This window comes from Bradyrhizobium sp. CCGE-LA001 (assembly GCF_000296215.2).
GTDB lineage: Bacteria > Pseudomonadota > Alphaproteobacteria > Rhizobiales > Xanthobacteraceae > Bradyrhizobium.
The window spans coordinates 1,616,269-1,632,927 of the sequence record NZ_CP013949.1 but is presented as its reverse complement, the minus strand read 5'-3'; the positions used below and the strand labels follow the sequence as shown (position 1 = coordinate 1,632,927).

General features: G+C 65.9%; 17 protein-coding genes. 7 read left to right on the top strand and 10 right to left on the bottom strand.

Translation table 11 applies throughout. The features are described from left to right. Positions 1 to 137: 137 nt before the first annotated feature. Positions 138 to 374, top strand: coding sequence for a hypothetical protein (locus BCCGELA001_RS35790; protein WP_082813666.1), 237 nt, complete (start codon positions 138 to 140; stop codon positions 372 to 374). A gap of 52 nt (positions 375 to 426) precedes the next feature. Here BCCGELA001_RS35790 and BCCGELA001_RS07855 read toward each other — a convergent pair whose 3' ends face one another. From BCCGELA001_RS07855 to BCCGELA001_RS07840, 4 genes are read right to left on the bottom strand one after another with little or no spacing between them, the layout of a single operon-like run. Further along, on the bottom strand, positions 427 to 1,713 hold the full coding sequence (locus BCCGELA001_RS07855) for an NAD(P)/FAD-dependent oxidoreductase (protein WP_060735000.1): 1,287 nt from the start codon (positions 1,711 to 1,713) through the stop codon (positions 427 to 429). Between the two features lie 12 nt (positions 1,714 to 1,725). Further along, entirely contained in the window at positions 1,726 to 2,457 is a 732-nt protein-coding gene (locus tag BCCGELA001_RS07850; protein WP_060734999.1) for an amino acid ABC transporter ATP-binding protein, read from the bottom strand. Next, positions 2,454 to 3,107 (bottom strand): amino acid ABC transporter permease, encoded by a 654-nt coding sequence (locus BCCGELA001_RS07845; RefSeq protein WP_008561926.1) that lies wholly within the window; start codon positions 3,105 to 3,107, stop codon positions 2,454 to 2,456. Before BCCGELA001_RS07845 ends, BCCGELA001_RS07850 begins: the two co-directional genes overlap by 4 nt. Before the next feature lie 24 nt (positions 3,108 to 3,131). After that, positions 3,132 to 3,887 (bottom strand): ABC transporter substrate-binding protein, encoded by a 756-nt coding sequence (locus BCCGELA001_RS07840; RefSeq protein WP_008561929.1) that lies wholly within the window; start codon positions 3,885 to 3,887, stop codon positions 3,132 to 3,134. Positions 3,888 to 4,066: 179 nt separating this feature from the next. On the opposite strand from BCCGELA001_RS07840, the gene BCCGELA001_RS07835 reads away from it, so the two are divergent. Next, positions 4,067 to 4,714 carry a helix-turn-helix domain-containing protein gene (locus tag BCCGELA001_RS07835; protein ID WP_008561931.1) on the top strand — a complete coding sequence of 216 codons (648 nt, stop codon included), beginning with the start codon at positions 4,067 to 4,069 and terminating at the stop codon, positions 4,712 to 4,714. Positions 4,715 to 4,863: 149 nt separating this feature from the next. Here the strand turns inward: BCCGELA001_RS07835 and BCCGELA001_RS07830 are convergent, their stop codons facing one another. Together BCCGELA001_RS07830 and BCCGELA001_RS07825 are read right to left on the bottom strand one after the other, a co-directional pair. After that, entirely contained in the window at positions 4,864 to 6,129 is a 1,266-nt protein-coding gene (locus tag BCCGELA001_RS07830) for a D-amino acid dehydrogenase (protein WP_060734998.1), read from the bottom strand. Between the two features lie 71 nt (positions 6,130 to 6,200). After that, complete coding sequence (locus BCCGELA001_RS07825) at positions 6,201 to 7,529, bottom strand: aspartate aminotransferase family protein (RefSeq protein ID WP_060734997.1); 1,329 nt, start codon at positions 7,527 to 7,529, stop codon at positions 6,201 to 6,203. Between the two features lie 160 nt (positions 7,530 to 7,689). On the opposite strand from BCCGELA001_RS07825, the gene BCCGELA001_RS07820 reads away from it, so the two are divergent. Continuing rightward, on the top strand, positions 7,690 to 8,238 hold the full coding sequence (locus tag BCCGELA001_RS07820; RefSeq protein ID WP_008561958.1) for a cupin domain-containing protein: 549 nt from the start codon (positions 7,690 to 7,692) through the stop codon (positions 8,236 to 8,238). Positions 8,239 to 8,311: 73 nt separating this feature from the next. Here the strand turns inward: BCCGELA001_RS07820 and BCCGELA001_RS07815 are convergent, their stop codons facing one another. From BCCGELA001_RS07815 to BCCGELA001_RS07805, 3 genes are read right to left on the bottom strand one after another with little or no spacing between them, the layout of a single operon-like run. Next, on the bottom strand, positions 8,312 to 10,567 hold the full coding sequence (locus tag BCCGELA001_RS07815; protein ID WP_060734996.1) for a xanthine dehydrogenase family protein molybdopterin-binding subunit: 2,256 nt from the start codon (positions 10,565 to 10,567) through the stop codon (positions 8,312 to 8,314). Beyond that, a complete protein-coding gene (locus BCCGELA001_RS07810) occupies positions 10,560 to 11,615 on the bottom strand; it encodes an FAD binding domain-containing protein (protein ID WP_060734995.1) in 1,056 nt (351 codons plus the stop codon). The genes BCCGELA001_RS07815 and BCCGELA001_RS07810 overlap by 8 nt, the downstream gene beginning before the upstream one ends. Next, positions 11,612 to 12,109 (bottom strand): (2Fe-2S)-binding protein, encoded by a 498-nt coding sequence (locus BCCGELA001_RS07805; RefSeq protein WP_060734994.1) that lies wholly within the window; start codon positions 12,107 to 12,109, stop codon positions 11,612 to 11,614. Before BCCGELA001_RS07805 ends, BCCGELA001_RS07810 begins: the two co-directional genes overlap by 4 nt. Before the next feature lie 242 nt (positions 12,110 to 12,351). Here BCCGELA001_RS07805 and BCCGELA001_RS07800 point away from each other — a divergent pair, with 242 nt between their 5' ends. Beyond that, positions 12,352 to 12,981, top strand: coding sequence for a TetR/AcrR family transcriptional regulator (locus BCCGELA001_RS07800; protein WP_008561971.1), 630 nt, complete (start codon positions 12,352 to 12,354; stop codon positions 12,979 to 12,981). 27 nt (positions 12,982 to 13,008) lie between these two features. Here BCCGELA001_RS07800 and BCCGELA001_RS07795 read toward each other — a convergent pair whose 3' ends face one another. Then, positions 13,009 to 14,274, bottom strand: coding sequence for an MFS transporter (locus BCCGELA001_RS07795; RefSeq protein WP_008561973.1), 1,266 nt, complete (start codon positions 14,272 to 14,274; stop codon positions 13,009 to 13,011). 162 nt (positions 14,275 to 14,436) lie between these two features. On the opposite strand from BCCGELA001_RS07795, the gene BCCGELA001_RS07790 reads away from it, so the two are divergent. From BCCGELA001_RS07790 to BCCGELA001_RS07780, 3 genes are all read left to right on the top strand, one after another. Beyond that, entirely contained in the window at positions 14,437 to 14,862 is a 426-nt protein-coding gene (locus tag BCCGELA001_RS07790; RefSeq protein ID WP_236840827.1) for a hypothetical protein, read from the top strand. A gap of 74 nt (positions 14,863 to 14,936) precedes the next feature. After that, positions 14,937 to 15,221, top strand: a complete 285-nt coding sequence (locus BCCGELA001_RS07785; protein ID WP_008567774.1) for a hypothetical protein — start codon at positions 14,937 to 14,939, stop codon at positions 15,219 to 15,221. Positions 15,222 to 15,230: 9 nt separating this feature from the next. Then, positions 15,231 to 16,658 (top strand): TolC family protein, encoded by a 1,428-nt coding sequence (locus tag BCCGELA001_RS07780; protein ID WP_060734993.1) that lies wholly within the window; start codon positions 15,231 to 15,233, stop codon positions 16,656 to 16,658. Position 16,659: the final 1 nt, after the last annotated feature.

Here is a 16,659-nt window from a genome sequence, read left to right as displayed (position 1 = left end):
ATGATGCTAACGCGCGTTGAGCGCTCGCACGACTACGCATCTGCGTGAGCGTCACGACTCCTCCACATTCGCAGGGAACTTACGCACCCACAGTTCGTTCATTGAGCGGACAAGTGCGCTCACCTCCGGAGGACACGATGAAGAAATTTGCGCTCGCCGCGTCGCTGATCATTGCGGCTGGCTTAACAATGACAGGCCCTGCACTCGCCAAGGGCGGACATGGCGGCGGCCATGGCCATGGACATAAGAGTCATGGTCACGGCCACAAGTTCGGCCATTACCATGGGGCGCCGCACGGATGGCACCATGGACGCAAGGTCGGCTGGCGCGGTCACGGCTGCCCGCCCGGCCTCTGGAAGCAGGGCCGCTGCTGACCCTACGTCTGCGTTGATGTAAGGCGTCGCCTGAAACCGGGCGGCGCCTTTCTCACATGCCGAGCCGGTCGCGCACGCGGCCCGCGATCACGGCGGTCGTCACCCCGACCGGCCAGAACGCATGCATCGGGATCGGCTTGATGCCGGTGACCGGCATGTCGATCTCGGCCTTTGCGCCGCCGATCAGCCGGCGGGCGAGCTGCGCGCCCATCGCGGTCGACAGCGCGACGCCGCGCCCGTTGCAGCCGAGCGAGATCAGGATGTTCTCCGCGGGCTCATGCACATGCGGATAATGATCCGCGGTGATGGCGAGCCGGCTGTTCCAGCCGTGCGTCCAGCCGACACCCTTCAGCTGCGGCCATAGCCGCTCCGCGTAGCGCATGAGATAGGCGACGTCGGTAGGCGATTTGATCCAGCGCATCGGGCCGCGCCCGCCCATCAACAGGCGATTCTGCTGATCGATGCGGTAATAGACGGTGATATGGCCGCTCTCGTAGAGCACGGGGCGCGTCGGCATGATCGAACGGGCGACCGCATCCGAGAGCGGCGCGGTGGCGGCGATCGAGGAGAATACCGGCACGATGGTGCGGCGGAGCGCTGGCCAGAGATCGTCGGTGAAACCGTTGGTCGCGAGCAGGACCTTGTCGGTATGAACGACGGCGCGCGGCGTCTCGATGCGCAAGCGCGAGCCCTCGCGGCGCAGTGACAATGCCGGCGTCTCGCCAAAGACCTTCGCGCCCGCCGAAATCGCGGCGCGCGCAAGGCCGCGGGCGTAGCTGAGGGGATGCAGGTCACCGCCGCGGGTATCCAGCATGGCGCCGATGTAGCGGTCGGTGCCGGTCATCTCGCGCAGCTGCTCGCGATTCAGATAAGTCACCGGCATGCCGCGGCGGATGCATTGCTGCGCAGTCTTCTCGATCGCGGCGGCGCTGGCTTCATTGTAGGCCGCGCGGAGTGTACCGTTCTGCCGCGCCTCGCAGGGAATCTGGTAGCGGCGGATCAGATCATGGGTGAAATTCGTGGTGCCGTAGGAGAATGCGATCATGCGGCGGCCGAGCTCGGTGCCGAAATCCGCCTCGATCTGATCGGGATCGTGCTTGAGCCCGGGATTGGTGTGGCCGCCATTGTTGCCGGACGCGCCCCAGCCCGGCTCCTGCGCCTCCAGCACCAGCGCCTCGACGCCCTGCTCGGCCAGATGCAACGCGGTCGAGAGGCCGGTGTAGCCGCCGCCGACGATTGCGACGGGAACGATCTTGTCGACGTCGAGTGGCGGCGTGGCCACCGGTGCGACGGCGGTGTCGGCATAGACCGAGGGCGGCAAAGGCAGTCGCGTCGTCATGGCAAAGACCGGTCAGAGCGGATGCAGCACGCGGCGCAGGAAGTCCTGCGTGCGCGGATGCTGGGGTTGATTGAGCAGCGCCTTGGCCGGCCCCTGCTCGACGATGACGCCGCCGTCGATGAACAGCACGCGGTCGGCGACGTCGCGGGCAAAGCCCATCTCGTGGGTGACGACGACCATGGTCATGCCGTCGTCGGCGAGCTTGCGCATCACGCCGAGCACGTCGCCGACCAGCTCAGGGTCGAGCGCCGAGGTCGGCTCGTCGAACAGGATCGCCTTGGGCTGCATCGCCAGCGCCCGCGCGATCGCGACGCGCTGTTGCTGGCCGCCGGAGAGCTGCGGCGGATGCGCATCGGCCTTCTCGGCGAGCCCGACCTGGGCGAGCAGTGCGCGGCCACGCTCCAGCGCCTGCACGCGCGGCTCCTTCTTCACGAAGAGCGGCCCTTCGACCACGTTCTCCAGTGCCGTCCGGTGCGGAAACAGGTTGAAGCGCTGGAACACCATCGAGACCTGGGTGCGGATGGCCACGATCGACGTCGCGTCGCGATCGACCTTCAAGCCTTCGACGCTGATCTCACCGCGGTCGTAGCTTTCGAGCCCGTTGATGCAGCGCAAGATGGTCGACTTGCCCGAGCCGGAAGGGCCGATGATGCAGACCACCTCGCCCCTCTGCACCGACGCATCGATGCCCTTGAGCACCTCGACCTTGCCGAAGCTCTTGTGGACGTCGTTCAGCTCGATCATCGCTTGCCGGCCCGCTTCTCGAAGTGACGGACCAGCAGGATCAGCGGGATGCTCATGGTGAGATACATCAGCGCCACTAGGGTGAACACGCTGGTGTTCTTGAAGGTCGAGGAGGCGATCAGCTTGCCTTGCAGCGCCAGCTCGGCCACCGTGATGGTCGACGCTTGCGAGGAATCCTTCAGCATCATGATCATGACGTTGCCGTAAGGCGGCAGCACGATGCGGACCGCCTGCGGCAGCACCACGCGGCGCATGGTGAGCCACCAGCCCATGCCGATCGACTGCGCCGCCTCGATCTGTCCCTTGTCGATCGCCTCGATGCCGGCGCGGAAATTCTCGGCCTGATAGGCCGAATAGGCGATGCCGAGCCCGAGGATCGCGGCCTGCAGGGCCGACAGCGTGACGCCAAGCTCCGGCATCACGAAATAGAGGTAGAACAACAGCACGATGATCGGGATGCCGCGGATCACGTTGATCAGGCTGGCGCTGAGCATCGACAACGCCTTGATGCCGGAGACCCGCATCATCGCCCAGACGAGGCCCAGCACCGTCGACAGCAGAAGCGAGCCGATCGTGACGACGATCGTCAGCGCGACGCCGTTCATCAGGATCGGGAAGAACTCGGCGGCGTCGTGCCAGAAGCCTTTCATCGGCAGGCCTTCGATGTGCCTTGATCAGCCCAGCGCCTTCAGGCCCCATTTATCGAGAATCTTGTCGATGGTGCCGTTGGCCTTCAGCTTCGCGAGCGAGGCGTTGATCTTGCCGAGCAGCGCAGTCTCGCCCTTGCGCACCCCGATGCCGACCGAGCCGACGGTGACGGGCTTGTAGCCATCGACGAGACGAACCTCCGGGAAGCCGCCCTGCTTCAGATTGTAGGCGAGGATCGGATAGTCGGCATAGCCGGCCTTGAGGCGCCCGGTGTTCACGTCGCGCAGGATGTCCGGGATGGTGTCGTACGCCTTCACCTCGGCGAACAGCCCGGTCTTCTTCAGCGCGTCGACGAAGGCGGTGCCGACCTGGGCGCCGACCGTCTGGCCCTTGAGATCGTCCTGGGTAGCATAGGCCTTGGTATCGCTCTTCGGCACGACGAGGCCTTCGCCATAGGTGTAGATCGGGTCGGAGAAGTCGACCACCTCCTTGCGCGGCGGTGTGATGAACATCGCGGCCGCGATGATGTCGATCTTGCTCGAGGTCAGCGACGGGATCAGCGCCGAGAACTGCATCGGCTCGATCTGCACGTTGAAGCCGGCATCCTTGCCGATCTCGGTGACGAGATCGACCATGATGCCCTGGATGGTGTTGGTCTTGGTGTCGAGGAAGGTGAAGGGAATGCCCGTCGGCGTCGAGCCGACCTTCAGCACCTGTTGCGCCGAGGCCGGCGTCACTGCAATTGCGAGTGCCGCGACCGCGGCCTGGACAAAACGCTTCATCGCATCCCCCTTTGGGTCCGGCCGATGTCGGCACTGGCGCGTGTCAGGATCAGACGTTGCGGGCCAGGCTGTTTCGGCCTATTTTCACCAATATGAAAATTTGGTCACACTTTCGCGGATGACGCAAGCGGTTTTCATGCACATGAAGGAAGCGATCTGACGTGAGCGGTGGCAAAAGAATGCGCAAACCGGCCGCCGCAAAGCCGGCGAAGCCGCAGGCCAGAACCAAGGCCGTCGCCAAAGCCAAGGAGCCCGCGATGGATATCGCGGTCGGCCGCCGCATCAGGGATATCAGGCGCGTCAGGCAATTCTCGCTGGAAACGGTCGCCGCGCGCACCTCGCTGTCAATCGGCTTCCTCAGCCAGATCGAGCGCGGGTTGTCATCACCCTCGCTCCGGGTGCTGGCAACGCTCGCCGACGTGTTCGGCGTCGGCATCGCCGCGCTGTTCGGCGCAAGCCCGAGCGCCGATGGCGGATCCAACCAGGTGGTGACGCGCGCACCTCAGCGGCCCGAACTGAAACTCTGGCGCACCGGCGTGTCCAAGCAATTGCTGAGCCCGGCGAGCGCCGACAACAAGCTCAACCTGTTCCTCGTGCATCTCGCCCCCGGCGGCTCCACCGGCGACGAACTCTACACCCATGACGGCGAAGAGGCCGGTCTCGTGCTCGAAGGCGAGATGATGCTGACGGTGGACAACGAGACGTGGTCACTGAAGATCGGCGACAGCTTCCGGTTCGCGAGCCGCAGGCCGCATCGCTTTTCGAACCCGGCTGAGGATGCGAAGGCCGTGGTGCTCTGGGTGAATTGCGTGACGGGAGCGGGCTGAAGGCGCTCAGCAAACGCCGTGCCGCAGAAGACATCCGCGACGTCTCCATACCATCATTGCGAGCGCAGCGAAGCAATCCAGATTCTCTCCGTCGAGATAGTCTGGATTGCTTCGTCGCAAGGGCTCCTCGCAATGACGCGGAGAGAGTCTTAGCCAAACCGGTGCTTGTACCGCTCCACCGACAGCTCACTCACGTCAATGTCCGGCTTCTTGCCGGACAGCATGTCGGCGAGCACGCGGCCCGAGCCGCAGGACATGGTCCAGCCGAGCGTGCCGTGGCCGGTGTTGAGGTGGAGGTTGGCGTAGTGCGTCGGGCCGATCACGGGCGGGCCGTCCGGCGTCATCGGACGCAGGCCGCTCCAGAAGGTGGCTTTGGAGAGATCGCCGCCGCGCGGGAACAGATCGGTCAACGAATGATCGAGCGTGGCGCGGCGTGCGTCGTAGAGCTTGTCCGAATAGCCCGAGATTTCGGCGGTGCCGCCGACGCGGATGCGGTTGCCGAGGCGCGTGATCGCGACCTTGTAGCTCTCGTCCATCACGGTGGATTCCGGCGCACCCGAGGCGTCCTTGATCGGCACCGTGATCGAATAGCCCTTCACCGGATAGACCGGCAGCGAGATGCCGAGCGGCGCCAAGAGGCGCGAGGACCAGCTACCGAGCGCGAGCACGTAAGCGTCGGCCTGCAGCAGGCCGGCGCTGGTCGCAACACCGCTGACCCGCGCGCCGTCGGTGACGATGCGGTCGATCCCGGTATTGAACATGAACTTCACGCCGAGTGCTTCGGCGTTCTTGGCCAGTGCCTGCGTGAACATGTGGCAGTCGCCCGTCTCGTCCTGCGGCAGGCGCAGCCCGCCGACGAACTTCTCCTTCACACCGCCCAGGGCCGGCTCGGCCGCGATGCAGCCCTCGCGGCTCAGCACCTCGAACGGGACGCCATACTGCTTGAGCACGGCGATGTCCTCGGCCGTGCCGTCGAGCTGCGCCTGGTAGCGGAACAGCTGGAGCGTGCCCTGCGCGCGCTCGTCATATTGAATGCCGATGTCGCGGCGCAGGTCACGCAGGGAGTCGCGGCTGTATTCCGCGATCGGAATCATCCGGCTCTTGTTCACTGCATAGCGCGCCCTGGTGCAGTTACGCAGCATCTTGAGCAGCCAGACCCACATGACGGGATCGAGCTTCGGCCGCACCACGAGGGGGCCATGCTTCATCAAGAGCCATTTGATGGCCTTCACCGGCACGCCAGGGCCGGCCCAGGGCGAGGAGTAGCCCGGCGAGACCTCGCCGGCATTGGCGAAGGAGGTCTCCAGCGCCGGCTCCGGCTGCCGGTCAACGACCGTCACTTCATGGCCGGCACGTGCGAGGTAGTAGGCAGAGGTGACACCGATGACACCGCTGCCGAGGATCAGGACTTTCACGCTTCGTCAGACTCCCGCGGCATCGCGCTCGCCGCTGCAAGAACAATACTCCGCAACGGCGAGAGCAATTGTCAGGCCACCTTCTTGATGGCGTCGCCGAGGATCGCAACCATCTGGTCGATGTGGCTCTTTTCAACGATGAGCGGAGGCGACATCGCGAAGCTGTCGCCGCTCATGCGCAGGTAAAGGCCGGTGTTGAAGCAGTCGACCATGACGTCGTAGCCGCGGGCGCCGACGACGCCGTCGCGCGGCGCGAGTTCGACCGCGCCCATCAGGCCGCAATTGCGGATGTCGACGACGTTCGGCAGGCCTTTGAGCGAATGCAGGCCATCGCGCCAGTATTCGGCAATCGACGCACCGCGCGTGAGCAGGCCTTCGTCCTTGTAGATGTCGAGCGTCGCGATGCCGGCGGCGCAGGCGGTCGGATGCGCCGAATAGGTGTAGCCGTGGAACAGCTCCATCTGGTTCTCGGGGCCGACCATCAGGCCGTCATGCACCTTGCGGCTCGCGAACACCGCGCCGCAGGGAATGGTGCCGTTGGTGATGCCCTTGGCGGTCGTCATCAGGTCCGGCGTGACTCCGAAGAAATCGGCGGCGAACGGGGTGCCGAGGCGGCCGAAGCCGGTGATGACCTCGTCGAAGATCAGGAGGATGCCGTGCTTGTCGCAGATCTCGCGCAGGCGGTTGAGATAGCCTTTCGGCGGCGGCAGGACTGCAGTCGAACCCGGCACCGGCTCGACGATCACCGCGGCGATGGTCTCGGCACCGTGCAAGGCCACCAGACGCTCGAGATCGTCGGCGAGCTCGGCGCCATGCTCGGGCTGGTCCTTGGCGAAGGCGTTGCGGGTGAGGTCGTGGGTGTGACGGATGTGGTCGACGCCCGGCAGCAGCGTGGTGAAAGCGCGGCGGTTGGCGACCATGCCGCCGACCGAAGTGCCGCCGAAGCCGACACCGTGATAGCCGCGCTCGCGGCCGATCAGGCGGGTACGGCTCGCCTGGCCGTTGGCGCGGTGATAGGCGAGCGCGATCTTCAGCGCGGTGTCGACCGATTCGGAGCCGGAGTTGGTGAAGAAGACGCGATCAAGGCCCTTCGGCGCGATCTCGGCAAGGCGCTCAGCGAAATCGAAGGCGAGCGGATGGCCCATCTGGAACGAGGGGGCGAAGTCCAGCGTCATCAGCTGGCGCTCGACCGCGGCGGCGATCTGCTTGCGGCCATGGCCGGCATTGACGCACCAGAGGCCGGCGGAGCCGTCGATGACCTTGCGGCCGTCGACGGTGGTGTAGTGCATGCCCTCGGCCGAGGAGAACAGGCGCGGCGCCTTCTTGAACTGCCGGTTGGCCGTGAACGGCATCCAGAACGAGTCGGTCTTGATAGTGTTCGGAATCTGATGAAGGGTCACGGCCGCGCTCCTTTGCTGACGACCTAGCAGAGGCACGGCTTCAGATGCGCAACAAGTCCTTTTCTAGTGGCCTGCAAGCCATTGATTCCGCTGGGGCTGCCGGTCCATATTTGCGCGATCCGCAACACCTGCAACACCGGATCAGGGCTAGGACTAGGACATGAGCGTCGACATCGGCGGACGGCTGCGATTCATCCGGGCGCGTCACAAGCTGTCGCAGCGGGAATTGGCCAAGCGTGCCGGCGTCACCAATTCGACGATCTCGCTGATCGAATCCAACCAGATGAACCCGTCGGTCGGCGCGCTCAAGCGCATCCTCGACGGCATCCCCATGGGGCTCGCCGAGTTTTTCGCGCTGGAGCCGGAGTCGAGGCGCAAGATCTTCTACCGTGCCGAAGAGCTGACCGAAGTCGGCAAGAAGCCGATCTCCTACCGCCAGATTGGCGATAATCTGTTCGGCCGCAGCCTGCAGATCCTGAAGGAGCGCTACGAGCCCGGCAGCGACACCGGACGCGTCCACCTGGTCCATGACGGCGAGGAAGGCGGTATCGTGATCTCCGGCAAGCTGGAAGTCACCGTCGAGGACGAACGGCGCATCCTCAACCCGGGCGATGCCTATTATTTCGAGAGCCGGCGCCCGCATCGCTTTCGCTGCGTCGGCGGCAAGCCGTGCGAAGTGATCTCGGCCTGCACGCCGCCGACGTTCTGAAGCGCGATCGATCCCACCCGGAGTGTTACGGAGGCGGGGCGAGGAAGCCACGCCCGGCCTGCCGTCTCAACGCTTAGGTCAACAATTCCTCGATCCGGATCGGAAAGCGGCGGACGCGTACGCCGGTCGCATGCCAGACCGCGTTGGCGACAGCGCCGGCGCTGCCGGTGATGCCGATTTCGCCGACGCCCTTGATCCCGAGCGCATTGACGTGCGGGTCGTGCTCCTCGACGGTGATCACGTCGAGCGGCGGCACGTCGGCATTCACGGGGATGTGGTACTCGCCGAGATTGGCATTCATGATGCGGCCGGTGCGACGATCGGTGATTGCCTCCTCATGCAGCGCGAAGGACAGACCCCAGATCATGCCGCCGAACAGCTGGCTCTGCACCATCCTGGGATTGACGATGCGTCCCGCCGCGAAGGCGCCGACCATGCGGGTGGCACGGATCTGGCCGAGCTCAGGATCGACCTTGACCTCCGCGAACACCACGCCATGGGCGTGCATCGCATATTCCTCCATCGCCGCAGGGTTCGGCGCGCCGGTGCCGCGGGCCTCGACCTCGGCAACGCCCGCGCGCGCGAGTATCTCGGTGTAGCTCTCACCGCGGCTTTCATCGTCACGACGCAGCAGCCTGCCGTCGCGCGCGATCACGCCGGCATTGCCGGCGCCGAATAGCGGCGAGCGCTCGTCATTGGTGGCGAGATCGGCGAGCTTCGCGATCACGGCCGCACCGGCGCTGTGGATCGCAGCACCCGCCGTTGCCGTGTGGGCCGAGCCGCCGGCAATGCCCGCGTCGGGCAGATCGGACGAGCCGGCCTTGAACGCGACGCGGTCGATATCGAGCCCGAGCTGGTCCGCTGCGATCTGGGCCAGTGCCGTCCAGGCGCCCTGCCCCATGTCATGCGCGCCGATCTCCATGACACCGGAGCCGTCACGACGGAGCGCCGCGCGCGCCTCGGCCTGGAACATCAGCGCCGGGAAGGTCGCAGTGCCCATGCCCCAGCCGACCAGAAAGCCGGCATCGTCGCGCATCTGCCGCGGCTGCAGCGGGCGCTTGGCCCAGCCGAAGCGCGCGGCGCCCTGCTCGTAGCAGGCACGCAGCGCCTTTGACGAAAACGGCTTTCCGGTGATCGGCTCGACCTCGGCGTAGTTCTTAAAGCGGAAGGCCAGCGGATCCATGCCGCAGGCAAAGGCCATCTCGTCAATTGCGCTTTCGAGCGCGATCGAGCCGGTTGCCTCGCCCGGCGCGCGCATGAACAGCGGCGTGCCAGTATTGACGCGCACCGCGTCATGCGAGGTGCGGATCGCAGGCGCCGCATAGAGCGTGTGCGAGGCATCCGCTGCCGGTTCGAAGAAATCGTCGAACGTGCTCGACACGGTTCTGGCATGGTGATCGAGCGCGGTCAGACGTCCCTCGCCGTCGGCGCCGATGCGCAAGCGCTGACGCGTCGGTGCGCGATGGCCAACCGGCCCGTACATCTGCTCACGGCGCAGCACGAGCTTGACCGGTCTGCCGACCAGCTTGGCGGCCATGATGCCGAGCACCGGCGGACCGCCCATGAGCCCCTTCGAACCGAAGCCACCACCAAGGAAGGGGCTGCGGATATGGATGTTGTCGTGGGCGATGCCGAACAACTCGGCGATGCGCGCGAGCGACAGCTTCAATCCCTGGGTCGGCATGTCCACGGACAGCTTGTCGCCATCCCAATGAGCCACGATCGCATGCGGCTCCATTGCATTGTGATATTGCGGCGGCGTCTCGTAAACTGCATCGATCCGCTTCTCGGCCGAGGCAAGGCCTGCCTCGATATCGCCGTGGTGATGCTCCGCAGGATTGCCGACACCAACCGCTGATGGCACGAAGCTTTCGCCGGCATCGAGGCCGACCAGCGCGGGAAGCACGTCATAGCGCGGTGCCAGAAGCGCGGCGCCTTCGGTCGCCGCCTCCAGCGTCTCGGCAATCACGACCGCGATCGGCTGATTGGCATAGCGGACCTCATGGCTCTGCAACGCCTCCATCCGGAACACGAACGGGTTGGTCTTGATCTCCGGATCGATCGCAAGCTGCGGCTTGTGGTCGGGCGTCATGACGTCGACGACGCCGGGATGGCGTTTTGCGGCCTCGACATCGAGCGAGGCCACACGGCCGCGGGCGATGCTCGATACGACCATCACCGCAAACAGCATGCCGGGCGGATGGTTGTCGGCGGCGTAAGTCGCCTGCCCCTTGACCTTGAGGATGCCGTCGCGGCGGGTCAGCGGCTGGCCGATGTTCGAGCCGTGGCGCAGATGGGCGGGCGCGCTGGTCAGGTTGAGCTCAGGCATGGATGGCTCCAGGGATCGCGGCAAAAGGAGAGGCCGGCAGCGCCGGCAAGCGTGCGGGCGTTCCGGCTGCGGCAAGGGTCAGTGCACGCACCACGATGCGGCGCGCCAGCTCGATCTTGAAGGCATTGTCGCCGGACGGTTTTGCATCCGTCAGCGCGCGCCAGGCGGCTTCCTGGAAGGCCTCGGCCGTCGGCGCGACGTTCCTGAGCACCTCCTCCGCGGCGCGGGCCCGCCAGGGCTTTGCGGCGACGCCACCGAGCGCGAGGCGCGCCTCTGCGATCTTGCCATTCTCGATCCGCAATGCGGCCGCGGCCGAGACGATTGCAAAGGCGTAGGAGGTTCGTTCGCGAACCTTGAGATAACGCGCATGCGCCGCAAAGTCGCGCGCGGTCGGGGGCAGGCGCACCGCGACAATGAGGTCGCCGGGTTCGAGCGCGGACTCCCGCTCAGGCGTATCGCCGGGCAGACGATGCAGCTCGTCGAGCGCGATCTCGCGCCCGCCGTTCCTGCCTTCGATCTCGACAATGGCGTCGAGTGCGACTAGCGGCACGCAGAAGTCGGAAGGGTGCGTGGCGATGCAGCTCTCGCTCCAGCCCAGCACGGCATGGCCACGGTTCTCGCCCTCGCGGACGTCGCAGCCGCTGCCGGCCTCGCGTTTGTTACAGCGGCTGGCGGTGTCGTAGAAATAGGCGCAGCGCGTCCGTTGCAGGAGATTGCCACCGACCGTCGCGGCGTTGCGCAATTGCGCGGAGGCACCGGAGAGCAGCGCTTCGGCGACCGCAGGATATGACTTGGCAAAATCCGGGTCATGCGCGAGGTCGGCGTTGCTGACGAGCGCGCCGATACGCACGCCGCCGTCGGCGAGGCGCTCGATCCGGTCGAGGCCTTCGAGATGCGTGACGTCGACGAGACGATCCGGGCGACTGATATTGCCCTTCATCAGATCGAGCAGATTGGTGCCGGCGGCGAGATAGACGGCGCCCGGCTGGGCCGCGGCGGCAACGGCCTCGCTGACCGTAGCAGGCCTGACATAGTCGAACGGTTTCATGCGGAGCGCCTTTGATTGGATTCGTCCATCTGTCCTTGCGCGTCGAGCACGGCACCGACGATGCCGGCATAGGCGCCGCAGCGGCAGAGATTGCCGCTCATGCATTCGCGGATGCGCTCGGGATCGTTGCCGGCCTGCGCCTCACGCATCATGCCGACCGCGCTCATGATCTGGCCAGGCGTGCAGAAGCCGCACTGGAAGCCGTCATGGGCGATGAAGGCTGCCTGCACGGGATGAAGCTGATCGCCGCGCGCGAGGCCTTCGATGGTGAGGATGTCGGCGCCGTCATGGCTGATGGCGAGCGCGAGGCAGGAATTGATGCGCTTGCCGTCGACGAGAATGGTGCAGGCGCCGCACTGGCCGCGGTCGCATCCCTTCTTGGTTCCGGTGAGATGGAGGCGCTCACGCAGGAGATCGAGCAGCGTGACGCGCGGATCGTCGAGGACGACATCGCGCCGCGCACCGTTCACGGTGAGGCTGATGGAGTGGTTCATACATGGCTCCGATCAGAAATGGACATGAGTCTTCGTGCAGTGCGCCACCGCCGTGGCCGCCGCCGAATTCGCGCCGCCGCGAGATGATGCGAGCCGGCACATGAGCGAAGATACGGAGGCACCCTCCGCTTAACAAGGGCTGCCCGGAAATATTTGGAATTCGTCAAAAGACCGTGCGCGACCAACGTGATGCGCGCGCTTACGGGTTCAATCTAACCAATTCGTGATCTACATTGCCTGACATGGACGACCACACCGACCAAACCCGAAAGCCGCGCGCCGACGCCGTGCGCAATCGCGAGCGCGTGCTCGAAGCGGCCAAGATCGTGTTCAGCGCCGGCGGCCCCGAGGCGAGCCTCGAGGCCGTCGCGAAACGCGCCGGCGTCGGCATCGGCACGCTCTATCGGCACTTCCCCACGCGCGAAGATCTGTTCGAAGCGGTGTACCGGCGCGAAGTCGAGCAGCTCAGCGAGCTCGCCGAGCACCTGCGAAGCGCCAAGGATCCGGTCGACGCGCTGCGCCGCTGGTTGCGCTCCGCCGTCGAATTCGTGGCCACCAAGAAGGGCATGTCGGCCGCCCTCGCGCTGACCTATCAGAGCTCGTCGGAGCTCGCCGCGTTCTCGATGGACCGGCTGACCAAGGCGATCGGCTCGCTGCTCGACCGCGCGGTCGCAGCCGGCCAGATGCGCGGCGATATCAGCCCGGAGGACTTGCTCAGGGCGCTGATCGGCATGTGCTACATGCACGACCAGCCGGGCTGGCAGTCCTCGGTGCTGCGGATGCTCGACGTGTTCGTGGATGGTTTGCGCGTACAGCCTGGTGTTAAGGCAAAGGCGCGTACCGCCAAGCCGGCGTCGAAGCGGAAACGGTAGCCACGCGATTCGGTGCGGATAAGCCGCTCAAGTCGCAAAACCCGGGCCGGCCTTGACCGAGCCCATCCGCGAGCGGATCAGCAGTAGCACGACGACGCCGATATTGAGCGCGTTCCACGCCACACCGTTGGCGAACGCCGCGGCATAGGAGCCGGTGGCATCGAAGATGACGCCCGACACCCAGCCGCCGAAGGACATGCCGAACACCGACGCGAAGATCACGATGCCGACGCGGGTTGCGGCTTCGCTCGCCGGCATCGCCTCGCGCACGATGATGGCGTAGCTCGGCACGATGCCGCCCTGGAACAGGCCGAACATCGCGGAGATCAGATAGAGCGAGGTGAGGCTGTCGAAGAACAAATAGAACACCAGCGCAAAGCCCTGCGCCAGCGATCCCAGCAGCAGAGTGTAGATGCCGCCGATCTTGTCGGCGAGGAAGCCCGAGCCGATCCGGCTGACGATGCCGCAGGCCATCATCAGCGACAGCATCTCGGCGCCGCGCGCCACGCCGTAGCCGAGATCGCCGCAATAGGCGACGATATGCACCTGCGGCATCGCCATGGCGACGCAGCAGGAGATGCTGGCGATCGACAGCAGCACCGTCAGTGTGTTGGTCGACAGCTTGAGATCGACCCGCGGCGGCGGCGCGTTGGCGTGATCGTGGACCTTGTCGTCGCCCATCTGCGCGCGCAGCACAAGCACGAGAACCGTCATCAGACTGACGCAAATGATGCCGATGCCGATATGGGTGTAGCGCCAGCCCATCTCCTGCATGCCCCAGTTCACGAGCGGCGGCCACATGGTGCCGGCGAAATAATTGCCGCTCGCGACGATGGTCACGGCCAGCCCACGATAGCGCTCGAACCAGTGCGAGGCTTCCGCCATCAGCGGCGCGAAGGTCGCCGACGTGCCGAGCCCGATCAGGAAATAGGCCGCCACGAACTGCCAGAGCTGCGTCGACAGCCCCGCCAGCGTGTTGGCCACGCCGAGGAAGGCGATGCTGATCGCCATCGCCGGTACGATGCCGAACCGGTCGGTGATCTTGCCGGCGATTACGCCGCCGAGCCCGAAGCCGAACATCATCAGCGTGAAAGCCAGCGACACCGCGCCGCGCGTAGCGGCGAATTCGGCCTGCACCGCGGGAATCATGACGACGATCGCCCACATGCCGACGCCGCCGATCGAACCGATCAGCAGCGCAATGACAAGCCGCGTCCAGGCCTGACGGGAATCAGGGCTGAATGAATCAGGCGTTTGTCCTGAATGATTTGGCGCGTGCACGGGCGGGAACATGGCTCGCGGATCGCCAGGGGGTCAAGCATCGTGGCGCGATATTGGGCATGCGCGGTGCACTGCGGTAGAAGGGGCTTGGCGAATGCGCGTTTTGCCATTAGTTTGCAATCAGCGTGTGCAACATTGCCGCGCGAGGAGCACAACTGCGGAATGTTGCTGAGAATGACGCGATCGATGCGGATCAGGGTGGGGCGCCTCGTTGCCCTCGCCTATCTGTTCTGTGTGCTCGCGCCGGCGGCAGCCCTCGCCTGGAGCAGCGGTGCGGCACCGTGTCTTGCGGATGAGGCAGATCTCGTGCCGGTGCATCACCAGATGCAAGCGAGCCATGAGCATGGCGTTCCCTCGCATGACCATTCGGGAGCGCATGCGCATCACGAGACCGCGGCACAGGACGCACCCGCTCCGCATCATCATGGCGGCAAGGGGACCGTGGGACCTTGCTGTGCGATGATGTGCGTCAGCGCGCTGCCGGCTGATTTGCCCAGCGTCGCCAAGCCGCTCTTCCCCGCGTCCGCCTGCGCGCCCGAGATCGCGGCCAGCCTGCGCAGCACGGTACCGCCCCAGCACTACCGTCCTCCCATCGCCTGATCTGACACGACGATTTCGGGCCGAGCGCGCTTTTGCGCGCGCGAACCTGTGGTCTTTCAGATCAGGGATGAATCATGACTACGCTTTCCCCGGCGAAGTTCGCCGCCGCATCCGCGGCGCGTGGACGACACTTTCCATTCAATTGGCCGCTGCTGGCCTTTGCTGCGCTGGCGCTGTCCGGCTGCATGCCGGCAACGACCCAGGTGGCCAGCGCCGATCCGGCCGATCCCGCGGCGAAGGTGGCGCCCGTCGGCTATCGCTCGACCATTGCGCCCTATAGCAGCCTGCGGCCTGCGACGCCGGCGCCGTGGCGCGACCGCAACGACGACGTCGCGCCGCGACCCAAGCAAGACCGCTAGGAGCGCGCCATGACACGCCATCTTGGGCGAGGCCTGCTCGTCCTCACCGCGATCAGCGTCTCCGGATGCGCCGCGTTCTCGCCCGACAGCGGCATGACCACTGTCGCGGAGCTGACGAGCCAGAGCATCAACAAGGACGTCGCCTTCGTGCGAACGGCCGAAGGAGCCGACGCAATCGACGCTCGCGTGCGCCAGCTGCTGTCGCGGACATTGACCGCAGACACCGCCGTGCAGATCGCGCTGCTGAACAACAAGGGCCTGCAAGCGGCCTATAACGAGCTGGCGCTGGCCGAGACCGACCTGGTCGAGCAGAGCCTGCCGCCCAATCCGGTGTTCGCGGTCTCGCGCATCACCGGCAATGGCGCCAGCGAGATCGAGCGCCAGGTGGTCGGCGACATCCTCGCGCTCGCCACCCTGCCGTTCCGCTCCGATATCGCCCGCGAGCGTTTCCGCCAGGCCCAGTTGCGTGCGGCGCTGGCGACGCTGCGGCTCGCCGCCGACGTCCGCCGCGCCTATTGGCGCGCCGTTGCCGGCAACGAGATGGTGGGCTTGCTGACGGATGCGAAGGCGACGGCGGAATCGACCGCGCAGCTCGCGGTCAAGCTCGGCGAGACCGGCTCGCTCAACAAGCTCGATCAAGCCCGCGAACAGGTGTTCTACGCCGAGACCACCGCCGACCTCGCCACCGCACGGCAGATGGCGGCGAGCGCACGCGAAAGGCTTGCGCGCCTGATGGGGCTGTGGGACGGCGGCCTCGACTTCCGTCTGCCGAACGCGTTGCCGCCGCTGCCGCGCCGGCCGCTGAGCTTGCCTTCGATTGAAGCCGATGCGGTCGCTCACCGCATTGACTTGCAGATCGCGCGGCTGGAGCTGACCGCGCTGGCGAAGGCACTGAACCTCACCGAGGCGACACGCTTCGTCACGCTGCTCGATCTCGCCGGCATTTCACGTCGCACCCAGGATCCGGAAGGGCCGCCGTTCCGCGAGCGCGGCTTCGACGTCCAGTTCCAGATTCCGATCTTCGACGGCGGCGAGGTGCGCGTGCGCCAGGCGGCCGAGACCTACAATTTCGCCTTCAACCGCCTGACCGAGCGCGCCGTCAACGTGCGCTCGGAGGCGCGCGACGCATATCGCGTCTACCGCTCCAGCTACGACATCGCCAGCCACTATCAGCGCGAGATCATCCCCTTGCGCAAGATCATCACCGAGGAGATGCAGCTGCGCTTCTCCAGCATGCAGGTCGACATCTTCGCGCTGCTGACCGAGGCGCGGCAACGCCTCGCCGCGCTGCGCGGCGCCATTGATGCGAGGCAAAGATTCTTCCTCGCCCAGGCCGACCTGCAGACCACCGTCAATGGCGGCGGCACTCCGGCCGCGGGCGGCGACAATCCGACCACCATCGCCGCGGCAGCACCTGCCGATGGCGGCGGCCACTGAG

Excerpts from the sequence above, each read along its gene's own strand:
- BCCGELA001_RS35790 (WP_082813666.1), top strand. The coding sequence starts at position 138 with ATGAAGAAATTTGCGCTCGCCGCGTCGCTGATCATTGCGGCTGGCTTA.
- BCCGELA001_RS07855 (WP_060735000.1), bottom strand. The coding sequence starts at position 1,713 with ATGACGACGCGACTGCCTTTGCCGCCCTCGGTCTATGCCGACACCGCC.
- BCCGELA001_RS07850 (WP_060734999.1), bottom strand. The coding sequence starts at position 2,457 with ATGATCGAGCTGAACGACGTCCACAAGAGCTTCGGCAAGGTCGAGGTG.
- BCCGELA001_RS07845 (WP_008561926.1), bottom strand. The coding sequence starts at position 3,107 with ATGAAAGGCTTCTGGCACGACGCCGCCGAGTTCTTCCCGATCCTGATG.
- BCCGELA001_RS07840 (WP_008561929.1), bottom strand. The coding sequence starts at position 3,887 with ATGAAGCGTTTTGTCCAGGCCGCGGTCGCGGCACTCGCAATTGCAGTG.
- BCCGELA001_RS07835 (WP_008561931.1), top strand. The coding sequence starts at position 4,067 with ATGCGCAAACCGGCCGCCGCAAAGCCGGCGAAGCCGCAGGCCAGAACC.
- BCCGELA001_RS07820 (WP_008561958.1), top strand. The coding sequence starts at position 7,690 with ATGAGCGTCGACATCGGCGGACGGCTGCGATTCATCCGGGCGCGTCAC.
- BCCGELA001_RS07815 (WP_060734996.1), bottom strand. The coding sequence starts at position 10,567 with ATGCCTGAGCTCAACCTGACCAGCGCGCCCGCCCATCTGCGCCACGGC.
- BCCGELA001_RS07810 (WP_060734995.1), bottom strand. The coding sequence starts at position 11,615 with ATGAAACCGTTCGACTATGTCAGGCCTGCTACGGTCAGCGAGGCCGTT.
- BCCGELA001_RS07805 (WP_060734994.1), bottom strand. The coding sequence starts at position 12,109 with ATGAACCACTCCATCAGCCTCACCGTGAACGGTGCGCGGCGCGATGTC.
- BCCGELA001_RS07800 (WP_008561971.1), top strand. The coding sequence starts at position 12,352 with ATGGACGACCACACCGACCAAACCCGAAAGCCGCGCGCCGACGCCGTG.
- BCCGELA001_RS07795 (WP_008561973.1), bottom strand. The coding sequence starts at position 14,274 with ATGTTCCCGCCCGTGCACGCGCCAAATCATTCAGGACAAACGCCTGAT.
- BCCGELA001_RS07790 (WP_236840827.1), top strand. The coding sequence starts at position 14,437 with ATGACGCGATCGATGCGGATCAGGGTGGGGCGCCTCGTTGCCCTCGCC.
- BCCGELA001_RS07785 (WP_008567774.1), top strand. The coding sequence starts at position 14,937 with ATGACTACGCTTTCCCCGGCGAAGTTCGCCGCCGCATCCGCGGCGCGT.
- BCCGELA001_RS07780 (WP_060734993.1), top strand. The coding sequence starts at position 15,231 with ATGACACGCCATCTTGGGCGAGGCCTGCTCGTCCTCACCGCGATCAGC.